Here is an 11,251-nt window from a genome sequence, read left to right on the forward strand (position 1 = left end):
GGAGGCATAACATGGCAAATTCAAATCCCCGCATTAACCGCTTAAAACAGCAGATTAACCCTTTAAGACAGCAATTAGTAAACCATCCGCTGTATTCACGTATTCAAAGTTTAAATGATTTGAATATCTTCATGGAGCATCATGCTTTTGCGGTATGGGATTTTATGTCGTTACTCAAAGCCTTGCAGCAAAAACTTACCTGTACACAAGTGCCTTGGATGCCGGTAGGCAGCGCTAATACGCGCTATCTGATCAATGAAATTGTAACTGGTGAAGAAAGCGATATTGACGAGCAAGGCAACCGTACCAGCCATTTTGAATTGTATCTGCGCGCCATGCAGCAATCAGGCAGCGGAGGTAAAGCCATAAGTGCTTTGTTTGATGAATTACGTGGCGGTAAAAATATAGACGAGGCGTTAATCATTGCCGACATACCCGAGGCGGCCTGCCGATTTACCCGTCATACTTTTGATGTAATTGATACCAATCAGGCCTATCTGCAAGCAGCCGTATTTACTTTTGGCCGCGAAGATTTGATACCCGATATGTTTATCAGTATGGTGCGCGAAATTAACCGCCAGTTTCCGGGCAAAGTCGACCTGCTATTGTATTACCTGGAACGCCACATTGAAGTAGACGGCGATCACCACTCTCACCTGGCTTACGAAATGACCGCCGAACTATGCGCCGACGACGAAATCAAATGGGCACAAGCTACCCAAGCCGTTGAAGCCGCGTTGCAAGCGCGTATTGCATTGTGGGATGGTATTTTGGAGGTAATTGAAGCTAAAGAAGTGGCTTAAGTACTTTGTTTGTGCTTTGACTTCTTTTAATGTTCATTAGGATAGGGATATTCTTGAACCACAGCCGGTGGAAGTTACTGTTTTTCGTATTGTTTAATTGTTTTTATAGGCACTCAAGAGGGCTTCGCTGTTCTTTTTTGCGGTAAAAAAGAACAGTGACCAAAAGGAAATAAGCGTAGCGATCTCATGAACACCATCAAAAAGCAGGCAACAAAGTGAAAAACCTCTTGGCTGCACCTTCTCCTATATTTTGTCTGTACTTATACTTAAGAAAGTGGCAGCCTGAAAAGCTGAATGCCGAATCTTTTTTAAGGGCTTGTTCTATCAATTCTTTAATTCCATAAATTCCGGTTCAGACAAAAAGAAGCGCAGTGGCCTGCTATCGCGCCCGGGCCAGCGCTGGGTGATGTGGGCAGACAGGGGATCGCGAGAGCTAGGCCTTTTTGGATACTTTTGTGGCTATGACAAAAGTATCTAGCCCCTGCGGCAATGAGCAGACTAGCTTAAGTCAGAACCCACTAAAGGAAGTTAAATATCTAGCACTAAAATTAGATAAAAACTCCCTACTTACATATCATTCAACTCATCCATCAATTCTTTGCTCAACCTGTTAAAATAGCGTTTAACACCATACCCCATTACCCACTGAATACCACGGGTAGCATTGGTTAAAAACACCTCATCTGCTTCATTTAAGATATCTGGATTGATTTGCGCTTCGGTAACCGGAATATCGTTGTCCAAAGCCAGCTTGATAATTACGTCTCGCATTACACCAGCCACACAACCTTCGCTTAGTGCAGGGGTATACAAGTGGTTATCATACCAAACAAATACGTTAGAACTTAACGCCTCACACAAATAGCCATTCTGATTTAAAATGAACACATCATCTAACCGGTGCTGCGTTTTGTATATGCCAGCCATTATGTAAATTAGCGAATTACAAGTTTTATGCCTTGACAGGTAATTGACGGGTTTAAGCAGCTCGGAATATACGTTCATGATAACGCCCTTACTATTCAGTTGAAAATCCGGCCTCTCTTCAGGCTGTAGTTCAATGCACCATCCGGCACGGTTATCATTGGGTGTATACAGGCCGCCGGCATCGCGGTATACAGTTAAACGCAAGCGACCGTGCTTTACTTTGTTCCAAATAGCCAACTCTTCTGCCTTTTCTTTCAGAAACCAAGCATCCAGGTTTGAGTAACCTTCCATTTTCAGGTCCATCATTCCATGCTGCAAGCGACTGGCATGCAAATCAGCAAACTTAAGCTGCCCATTAGTCAGTCGCATACTTTCAAAAAGACCATCGCCATACTTAAACGCCCGGTTACTGATAGGTAACATGGCACTGTCGGCCGGCAATACTTCACCATTAAAATTTATAAAAGAAGGCATCATGCGATAGTGTAAACAATAAATCAGGCGTTTTGCTCTGTGTTTGTGCTAATATATTTTCGCCATTTGTGTAACACAGCTTCAAAATCAGCAGGTAAAGGTGCTTCAAAATAAATATATTTCCGAGTGGTGGGGTGCACAAAGCCCAAACTTTGTGCATGCAGGGCCTGCCTTGGCATCAGTTCAAAGCAGTTTTCAATGAATTGCTTGTATTTGCTAAAAGTGGTTCCTTTTATAATGCGGTCGCCACCATAAGTAGCATCGCTAAATAACGGATGACCGATATGCTTCATATGCGCCCTTATTTGGTGGGTACGCCCGGTTTCTAACTGGCATTCAATCAGCGTTACATAACCAAAGCGTTCCAATACTTTGTAATGCGTAACCGACCATTTACCTTTTTCCGGATCATCGTAAATAGACATTACACGGCGGTCGGCCACGCTGCGGCCAATGTATCCGGTTACGGTACCATCCTGCTCTAAATCGCCCCAGGCCAAGGCTATATATTTTCGGGTAATAGTATGTTCAAAAAATTGCCGTGCCAGCCAGGCCATAGCACGCTCGTTTTTACTGATGAGTAACAAGCCCGACGTGTCTTTATCTATGCGGTGTACCAAACCAGGCCGGCCATCATTACCGGGCAAGGTAGGCAGTTGCTGAAAGTGGTAGACCAAGCCATTTACCAATGTACCGGTATAATTATTATAGCCCGGATGCACTACCAAACCAGGAGGTTTGTTTACGATCAGTACATCATCATCTTCATAAGTGATGTTCAGCGGAATATTTTCGGGGTACACCTCCGTATCGCGGGGCGGATGTGGTAATACTACTGATATCACATCCTGTGGCTTTACCTTATAGCTCGACTTAATTGTCTTATCATTCACCAGTACGTTACCCAGTTCAATAGCATTTTGTATGCGATTGCGCGAGGCATTTTCGGTACGGTGCATCAAAAATTTATCTATACGCAACAAAGACTGGCCTTTGTCTACCACTATGCGCATATGCTCATAAAGGTCCTGCTCGTCTTGCTCGTTTAGTACTTGGTCGGGTATCATTACAGCAAAAATAGAGCTTTTTAAGCGGTAACTGCTTTTCTTGATTTAATTATGAGATTAACATGCATCATTTAATATCATTAGGTACTCAAACTAAGGTAGCGGCTATTAAATTTGCGCATGCCCATTACGCTCGACATATTTAGCCCGATACACCGCTGGCAGCATCCGTTGTTTACAGAAAAAGGGCTGAACGTTTTCATTAAACGCGACGACCTGATTCATCCGCTTATATCGGGCAACAAATGGCGCAAGCTTAAATATGCATTGTTAAAAGCGCAGGCCGAGGACAAAAATCATCTGGTAACTTTTGGCGGTGCCTATTCCAATCACCTGCTGGCTACAGCGGCTGCAGCCGCACAATTTGGCTTTAAAGCCACCGGCATAGTACGTGGCGAAGAAGTGCAAAACGATACGCTGTTTTTGTGCCGTTTGCATAGCATGCAACTTATATTTGTAAGCCGTGATGCTTATCGCAACAAACCGGCACTTTTTGAAGAGTATTTTGGCAGCGATGAGCAGGCATATTTTATTGACGAAGGTGGCGCATCGGCCGAAGCAGTGCAAGGGTGCAGTGAACTGGTGAACGAACTACCCAGGGTATACGAACACCTTTTTTGCGCCTGCGGCACTGGCACTACCGCAGCGGGTATTATCACCGGTTTACAGCAGCACCAGCTATTTACTCAATTTCATGCCGTACCTGTTTTAAAAAACGGCGAATTTATGCGGGATGAGATTAACCGCTATTTAACCATTCCTTTCTCCTACCAATTACATACCGACTATCATTTTGGTGGCTACGCCAAAACCACGCCCGAACTGCTGCAATTTGTCCAGAACTTTATTGCCACAACTGGCATACTCATTGAACCCGTTTATACCGGCAAAATGTTGTATGCTTTGTTTGATAGGGCCCAACGAAATCATTTTGCATCAGGCAGCAACATTTTGGCCGTACATAGCGGAGGCATGATGGGGTTATTGGGGATGAAAGATCGATTTACGACTATAAAATAAAGCTATTCACATCGCTAACGGTCAAGCTAAAAGGGCGATAATTTCGTTTATATATTTATAGCATTAACTTCATCATTTTATAAAACGCCTTTTCGGTTGCGAATTGAGCCTTTTTATATATTTAACCAAATTTAAAACCTATGAATACTTTGCCGATCAAACCGGAGAACGTGCAATCTGTATTGCAAAAACATTTGATTGCCGATGGCTTTGACCTGACGTTTGATATGGAAAAAAGCAAAGGTGTGTACATCTATGATTCCAAACATAATCGCACACTGCTTGATTTTTTCACCTGCTTTGCGTCTGTTCCGCTGGGCTATAATCACCCTGCTCTGTTGGAAGATGAAGATTTCAAGAAAGATTTGCTGCTGGCCGCATTAACCAATCCATCCAATTCAGATATATACACTACCCAATACGCTCGCTTTGTGCAAACCTTTAGTCGCGTAGGCATTCCGCATTATTTACCACATGCATTTTTTGTAGCTGGCGGCGGACCGGCCATTGAAAATGCCCTCAAAACCGCTATGGACTGGAAGGTGCAGAAAAATTTTGCTAAGGGCTACACGTACGAAAAAGGTTTTAAGGTATTACATTTTGAGCATGCTTTTCATGGCCGACTAGGCTACACGTTAAGCCTAACCAATACCTTGCCTGTTAAAACTAAATGGTTTGCCAAATTTGACTGGCCGCGCGTATCACATCCCTCCGTCCGGTTTCCGTTAACGGATGAAAACATGGATGACCTGTTACGCCGGGAAGCCGAATCAATTACTCAAATTAAACAAGCTTTTGTTGATAATAAAGACGACATCTGCGCCATTATCATCGAACCTGTACAAGCCGAGGGTGGCGACAACCATGTACGCACCGAATTTATGGAACAGCTACGCCTGCTGGCTGATGAGAATGAAGCTATGCTAATTTACGACGAAGTACAAACCGGCGTGAGCCTGAGCGGTAAATTTTGGTGTTATGAACATTTTGGCGAAAAGGCACAGCCCGACATTGTTGCTTTTGGAAAAAAGATGCAGGTATGCGGTATACTGGCTAGCAAACGAGTAGATGAAAACGAGCAAAATGTATTCAACGTGTCATCACGCATCAACTCCACTTGGGGTGGCAGCTTGGTAGATATGGTACGCATCACCAAAATACTGGAGGTAATTGAGCAAGAAGATTTGTGCAATCATGCTGCCCGTACAGGACAGTATCTCCAAAGCGAACTGTTGAAGCTAGCAGCAGAGCACCCTATCATTTGCAACATACGAGGCAAAGGGTTATTAACCGCGTTTGACTTTCCTGACAAAGCAATTCGTGATGCATTTATCAACAAAGGGTTAGCACACAATACCATGTTTTTAGGATGTGCACAAAAAACTATTCGTTTTAGGCCAGCATTAACTATGCAGGCTAAACATATAGATGAGGGAATAAGTATTATGAAAAAAATATTACAAACTATATAGCTTACAATAATATATCAGAAATTATTTTTCGATAAAAAAGTCTTTTTTTAGTTAGAAGATACTATACTTGCTTAACTAATGTTATATAATATTGATGTTTTATTACAACATATTACTTAAACGTTAATATGCGGCGTAATAATTGCTGATTGATTAAATTTAAAAGCAAAATTCTACTAAATAAAATGAGTAAACAAACTGAGAAATTGAAAAAACAGCTTCTCGAACTTTCTGATGTCATTAATGTGTTTCAATCCGAGGCGGTACAAGTAAAGATTATCGACAGGTTACTGGACACTATTTTAGATGGTGACAAAGACGGTGATGATACTATAAGCAAAAGAACCCGCGGATTACAAAACCATCGCGATGCAGATCAAGGGGCAAGAAAACCCGGCGCTACTAAAGTTTTAAATCAGCTACTTAATACCAACTATTTTGACGAACCACATTCTATAGCCGACATAGCCAGCTACTGCAAAGACGAGTATGGTTCCGAGTTCAAGACTTCAGAATTGTCGGGTATCTTACTAAAACTTTCTAACGATAACAAGCTACGCAGAGAGCGCAGTCATGAAAATAACCGTTACGAATATGTAAAAACTTAAACATAAAACCCTGAAAGTCAGGGTTTTATGTTTATTGTACTTTATATCAAATCAAATAGGCTATTTACGCCTAAAGCTTTTCGCGATAAAAATCCTTCGGCATACTTGGCTTGTATGGGTTTGCCAAACTCCCGGTTACGTGCTTCAATACCTAAAATAAAATCGGGGTTTGAAATATAAGTGGCAGGTTCATCTTTCCATTCCGGATTATAAAACTGAGAACCGTAAGCTTTGATGCTCTCAATCTTCGTATCCATAAATTCGGTGATATCTACTACCAAATCGGGCTTAATGTAAGTATCCTGAATAAAATGCAGTAGTTGCTTAGGTCGCCAGGCTTCCTGCAGTTTACCATTATTAAAAGTCTCGATTTTACGCAAACCAGCTAAAAAGCACGAAGCCTCTACCAGTTCGCTTGACCGGCCATGATCGGGGTGACGGTCATAGTAGGCATTGGTGATTACGATTTCGGGCTGGTAACGCCGTATCACCTCAATTACCTTCATCTGGTACTCGGGCGTGTTTTGAAAAAAGCCGTCGGGTATACCCAGGTTATCTCTTACCGCCAGTCCGAGTATTTCGCCAGCTTTTTGTGCTTCCTGCGCCCTTATTTCGGGTGTACCACGTGTGCCTAATTCACCGCGAGTTAAATCAACAATGCCTGTTTTTTTACCCATGGCATTGTGCTTTAATAATGTTCCGGCACACCCCAGTTCGGCGTCATCAGGGTGTACTGCCAAAACTAAAATGTCAAGTTTTAACATGTTTGGGTTTGAATTAAAGGCTCGGCCAGCAACTGGGCAATGCGTCTTTTTAAACGACCGGCAGTTGGCTTGGTAAACGGATAAAAGAAATCGATCACCTCGCCGTTACGGTTAACCAAGTATTTATGAAAGTTCCATAACGGAGCCGATTGCACTTTGCCATTCTCTTTTTTACTTCCTAAAAATTTGAATAACGGGTGTGCACCCTCTCCTTTTACTTTTACCTTACTAAAAACCGGGAAATGAGCACCGAAGTTGATTTTACAAAACTTGCCAATAGATGATCCATCTAAAGGCTCCTGTTTACCAAAATCGTTTGATGGGAAAGCAAGTATCTCAAAGTCCTGCCCTTCAAATTCGTTCCTCAACTCTTCCAGCTGCTTTAGCTGTGGGGTAAATCCGCATTGCGAAGCGGTGTTAACAATTAGCAGAACTTTATCCCGGTAATTGCTTAAGTTAATTTCTTCACCGTTTAACTTTTGCACGTTAAAACGGTAAATACTGTTTTCGTCCATGTAATACACTAATATCTGTTCGCATAATAACCGGCCTGCTGTAATATCGCCTCGATATCACGTTCCTGGTCCGGGTCATATGTCTCCTTCAAATTGTGGCCAAATATACGAGCTACAGATTGAAACATAAAAGCATGAAAACCACCTTTTAATTGTTTAGCCAATTCATAGCTGGTGGTTCCGGTTTCACGGTCAATCAATTTAATCAATATTTCGCCTTGTGTGATGGTCAGGTTTTTAACTTCACGATTAAATAATTCTTTTACATCCTTTTCGCAAGCCTTAATCATTTCCTTTTGCTTGTCTTTGTCAGATGTGGTAGCCAGGTTACGCTGCAACTGGCGGTATTTATCACCGGCCATACGTGCGTAAGGTATTACTTTATACACGTTATATTTTAAACGGTTGTAATTCCGGCGGTCGTCTTCACTGGCAAAAATGCGGGTATCTACTATCTTCACATCCTGCCCTACAATCCACGGAATCAATTCCCCCTCGTAATCTGTCAAGTATGTTTTAATGGTATCATTTTTGCCCATCTTTGGATGAGGCAACTTGCTCTGGCAAACAGCGTGCCCCGCAATACAGCAAAGGAATAGCAAAAGCGTATAAATTTTCATATATTTACTGTAACACAAAATTAACGCTATTTTTTGGTGTTTTTAATATAACCCACAAGAAAAATCATTTGTTGTAGGATTATGATAATTTGTTAACAAATACTTATAAATGAAAGATTTAGTGATTGATCTGGAAGCAGAAAAAAACGAGATACTGAAAAGGTACCGGGCTTTGCTGCGCGCATCCAAATCAACCTTGCAAAAAGGCGATAAACGCATGATTAGAAAGGCCTTCGAAATAGCCGTTGAAAGCCATAAAGACATGCGCCGTAAATCGGGCGAGCCTTACATATACCATCCTATCGCGGTAGCGCAAATTGCCGCCGAAGAAATTGGTTTAGGCACCACTTCTATAGTGTGCGCCCTGTTGCATGATGTGGTTGAAGATACTGATGTTACTCTGGAGGATATTGAAAGAGAGTTTGGTAAAAAGGTAGCTAAAATTATTGACGGCCTTACTAAAATATCAGGCGTTTTTGATACCAACAGCTCGCTGCAAGCCGAGAATTTTCGCAAAATGCTGCTTACGCTGGCAGACGATGTGCGAGTGATATTGATTAAACTGGCCGACCGCCTGCATAACATGCGCACCATGGAGTTCATGCCGCGTGATAAGCAGCTAAAGCTATCATCCGAAACAGTGTACTTGTATGCGCCGCTTGCCCACCGGCTGGGGTTGTATGCCATAAAGTCAGAACTGGAAGATTTATCCATGAAGTACATGGAACGCGAAACTTACCAGTTTATTAAAAAGAAGCTGAATGAGAAGAAAGCAGAACGAGAAAAGTTTATTGCCGACTTCATTCAACCTGTGAAAAAAACCCTGGAAGGACAAGGATTGCATTCCGATTTATTTGGGCGACCTAAATCTATACACTCCATCTGGAACAAGATGAAGAAAAAGGCTATTCCTTTTGAAGAGGTGTATGATTTATTTGCAATACGTATTATACTGGACAGTACGCCCGAGACTGAAAAATCGGATTGCTGGAAAGCTTATTCTATCGTAACCGACCTATACCGGCCCAATCCCGACCGTTTGCGCGATTGGATTTCATCGCCGAAGGCTAATGGCTACGAGTCATTGCACACTACTGTGATGGGTCCGCGTGGACAATGGGTGGAAGTGCAGATCCGTACCAAGCGAATGAATGAGATTGCCGAGAAAGGTTTTGCCGCACACTGGAAATACAAAGAGTCATCAAGCGACAGCGGTTTAGACCAGTGGATACATAAGGTACGTGAACTGCTTCGTAACCCTGACAGCAATGCGCTCGACTTCTTGGACGATTTTAAGATGAACCTTTTCTCGGATGAGATTTTCATTTTTACGCCCAAAGGTGCATTAATCCAGCTGCCATCAAATGCTACGGCGCTCGATTTCGCCTTCGAAATTCACTCTGATGTTGGTGCTACCTGTATTGGAGCCAAGGTAAACCATAAATTGGTGCCGCTAAGCTATAACCTGCAAAACGGCGATCAGGTAGAGATCATTACCTCGAGCAAGCAAACGCCTAAGGAAGACTGGCTTAACTTCGTAGTAACGGCTAAGGCCAAAGCCAAAATTAAATCTTCCTTAAAAGAAGAGAAACGCCGCATTGCCGAGGATGGTAAGGAGATTCTCGAGCGCAAGCTAAAATCTCTGAAGATTACTTACAACTCTGATAATATTCAGAAACTGACTTTGTACTTCAGGCTGCCTACTTCGCAGGATCTGTTCTACAATGTAGCCAAGGGCATCCTCGACCTGAAAGACCTGAAAGAATACCAGGCTTCCGAAAAAGTTGTTGAAAACAAGCCGCAGGATAAGATTGAGCAAGAACAAGTACAAAGCCTGCTGCGCAACATCAAAGCCAAAGACAGCGATATTTTGCTGATTGGCGAGGATATGCAAAAGATAGACTACAAGCTGGCTTCGTGCTGTAACCCTATTCCGGGTGATGATGTGTTTGGGTTTATCACCGTGAGCGAGGGTATCAAGATACACCGTACCAACTGCCCTAACGCTGCCAAGCTAATGGCTAACTATGGTTACCGCATTGTGAAAGCCCGCTGGACTACCCAGCATGAACTAGCCTTTTTAACCGGCTTGCGCATTAAGGGTATTGATGATGTGGGTTTAATTAATAAGCTAACCACTGTTATATCCAACGACTTTAAAGTAAATATGCGCTCCATCACCGTAGATAGCGACAATGGTATTTTTGAAGGAACCATTATGGTTTATGTGAACGACACCGAACACCTGGATAACCTCATTAAAAGGCTGAAACAGGTAAAAGGCATCACTTCCGTAACCCGCTTTGACTCCGCCTCGGCCGCATTTGAAAAGGCATCGTGATATAGATACTAGAACCAAGAGCCAAGAAACAAGATATTAATATCATATAAGCATCATCTTGGCTCGTGGCTCTTGACTGTTGCTTCTTTATTATGGCGATAATTACTAACTTTGATGCTTTAAGTATTGTACTATGCCTCAACAAGAAACCATTGATATGGTTAAAAAAATTTTCGAGGCGTATCTCGAAAATAAAAGTCTAAGAAAAACTCCTGAGCGTTTTGCGATTCTCGAGGAAATATACTCGCGTAGCGATCACTTTGATGTGGAATCATTGTATATCCACATGAAAAACAAAAAGTACCGGGTAAGCCGGGCTACAGTTTACAACACCCTCGAATTGCTAGTATCGTGCGATTTGGTAACCAAGCACCAGTTTGGCAAAAACATGGCCCAGTTCGAAAAATCATACGGCTACAAACAGCACGATCATATTATTTGTATTGATTGCGGCAAGGTGGTAGAGTTTTGTGATCCGCGCATTCAGCAGATTCAAAGTATGATGGGTGATTTGTTAAAGTTCGATATCAAACACCATTCGCTCAATTTATATGGCAATTGCACCAAATTAAGAGAAGGGCATTGCGACAGAAAGATATAAGCATTGCTAAGTTGTAAATCCTTATCTATTTCAAAAGCA

The 11,251-nt window shown here is 42.4% G+C and carries 11 protein-coding genes; 6 read left to right on the forward strand and 5 right to left on the reverse strand.

Features of this window, described 5'->3' with window-relative positions:
• The first annotated feature begins 11 nt into the window (after positions 1-11).
• Complete coding sequence (locus GPM24_RS00535; protein ID WP_158824792.1) at positions 12-803, forward strand: DUF3050 domain-containing protein; 792 nt, start codon at positions 12-14, stop codon at positions 801-803.
• Positions 804-1,370: 567 nt separating this feature from the next.
• On the opposite strand, the gene GPM24_RS00540 is transcribed toward GPM24_RS00535, so the two are convergent.
• Both GPM24_RS00540 and GPM24_RS00545 read right to left on the reverse strand, forming a co-directional pair.
• A complete protein-coding gene (locus tag GPM24_RS00540; RefSeq protein ID WP_158824793.1) occupies positions 1,371-2,207 on the reverse strand; it encodes an aminotransferase class IV in 837 nt (278 codons plus the stop codon).
• A gap of 20 nt (positions 2,208-2,227) precedes the next feature.
• Complete coding sequence (locus tag GPM24_RS00545) at positions 2,228-3,271, reverse strand: RluA family pseudouridine synthase (protein ID WP_158824794.1); 1,044 nt, start codon at positions 3,269-3,271, stop codon at positions 2,228-2,230.
• Positions 3,272-3,391: 120 nt separating this feature from the next.
• Here GPM24_RS00545 and GPM24_RS00550 point away from each other — a divergent pair, with 120 nt between their 5' ends.
• From GPM24_RS00550 to GPM24_RS00560, 3 genes are all read left to right on the forward strand, one after another.
• Entirely contained in the window at positions 3,392-4,291 is a 900-nt protein-coding gene (locus tag GPM24_RS00550; protein WP_158824795.1) for a 1-aminocyclopropane-1-carboxylate deaminase/D-cysteine desulfhydrase, read from the forward strand.
• Positions 4,292-4,431: 140 nt separating this feature from the next.
• The gene (gene lat, locus GPM24_RS00555) at positions 4,432-5,763 is read left to right on the forward strand and encodes an L-lysine 6-transaminase (RefSeq protein WP_158824796.1); all 1,332 of its coding nucleotides are present in this window, start codon (positions 4,432-4,434) and stop codon (positions 5,761-5,763) included.
• Positions 5,764-5,948: 185 nt separating this feature from the next.
• Positions 5,949-6,371: a hypothetical protein gene (locus tag GPM24_RS00560; protein WP_158824797.1), complete on the forward strand. Its 423-nt coding sequence runs from the start codon at positions 5,949-5,951 to the stop codon at positions 6,369-6,371.
• 41 nt (positions 6,372-6,412) lie between these two features.
• Here the strand turns inward: GPM24_RS00560 and bshB1 are convergent, their stop codons facing one another.
• The 3 genes from bshB1 to GPM24_RS00575 are packed head-to-tail and all read right to left on the reverse strand — an operon-like array spanning position 6,413 to position 8,270.
• A complete protein-coding gene (gene bshB1 / locus GPM24_RS00565; protein WP_158824798.1) occupies positions 6,413-7,135 on the reverse strand; it encodes a bacillithiol biosynthesis deacetylase BshB1 in 723 nt (240 codons plus the stop codon).
• The gene (locus GPM24_RS00570) at positions 7,129-7,650 is read right to left on the reverse strand and encodes a glutathione peroxidase (RefSeq protein WP_158824799.1); all 522 of its coding nucleotides are present in this window, start codon (positions 7,648-7,650) and stop codon (positions 7,129-7,131) included. The genes bshB1 and GPM24_RS00570 overlap by 7 nt, the downstream gene beginning before the upstream one ends.
• Positions 7,651-7,658: 8 nt before the next feature.
• Positions 7,659-8,270: a DUF4294 domain-containing protein gene (locus tag GPM24_RS00575; RefSeq protein ID WP_158824800.1), complete on the reverse strand. Its 612-nt coding sequence runs from the start codon at positions 8,268-8,270 to the stop codon at positions 7,659-7,661.
• 109 nt (positions 8,271-8,379) lie between these two features.
• On the opposite strand from GPM24_RS00575, the gene GPM24_RS00580 reads away from it, so the two are divergent.
• On the forward strand, positions 8,380-10,611 hold the full coding sequence (locus tag GPM24_RS00580; protein WP_158824801.1) for a RelA/SpoT family protein: 2,232 nt from the start codon (positions 8,380-8,382) through the stop codon (positions 10,609-10,611).
• Positions 10,612-10,744: 133 nt separating this feature from the next.
• The gene (locus GPM24_RS00585) at positions 10,745-11,212 is read left to right on the forward strand and encodes a Fur family transcriptional regulator (protein WP_158824802.1); all 468 of its coding nucleotides are present in this window, start codon (positions 10,745-10,747) and stop codon (positions 11,210-11,212) included.
• The last annotated feature ends 39 nt before the right edge of the window (positions 11,213-11,251 follow it).

The organism is Mucilaginibacter lacusdianchii, assembly GCF_009770985.1.
Lineage (GTDB): Bacteria > Bacteroidota > Bacteroidia > Sphingobacteriales > Sphingobacteriaceae > Mucilaginibacter > Mucilaginibacter lacusdianchii.

Coding starts and splice junctions, on each gene's coding strand:
- GPM24_RS00535 (WP_158824792.1), top strand. CDS start 12: ATGGCAAATTCAAATCCCCGCATTAACCGCTTAAAACAGCAGATTAAC.
- GPM24_RS00540 (WP_158824793.1), bottom strand. CDS start 2,207: ATGATGCCTTCTTTTATAAATTTTAATGGTGAAGTATTGCCGGCCGAC.
- GPM24_RS00545 (WP_158824794.1), bottom strand. CDS start 3,271: ATGATACCCGACCAAGTACTAAACGAGCAAGACGAGCAGGACCTTTAT.
- GPM24_RS00550 (WP_158824795.1), top strand. CDS start 3,392: ATGCCCATTACGCTCGACATATTTAGCCCGATACACCGCTGGCAGCAT.
- lat (WP_158824796.1), top strand. CDS start 4,432: ATGAATACTTTGCCGATCAAACCGGAGAACGTGCAATCTGTATTGCAA.
- GPM24_RS00560 (WP_158824797.1), top strand. CDS start 5,949: ATGAGTAAACAAACTGAGAAATTGAAAAAACAGCTTCTCGAACTTTCT.
- bshB1 (WP_158824798.1), bottom strand. CDS start 7,135: ATGTTAAAACTTGACATTTTAGTTTTGGCAGTACACCCTGATGACGCC.
- GPM24_RS00570 (WP_158824799.1), bottom strand. CDS start 7,650: ATGGACGAAAACAGTATTTACCGTTTTAACGTGCAAAAGTTAAACGGT.
- GPM24_RS00575 (WP_158824800.1), bottom strand. CDS start 8,270: ATGAAAATTTATACGCTTTTGCTATTCCTTTGCTGTATTGCGGGGCAC.
- GPM24_RS00580 (WP_158824801.1), top strand. CDS start 8,380: ATGAAAGATTTAGTGATTGATCTGGAAGCAGAAAAAAACGAGATACTG.
- GPM24_RS00585 (WP_158824802.1), top strand. CDS start 10,745: ATGCCTCAACAAGAAACCATTGATATGGTTAAAAAAATTTTCGAGGCG.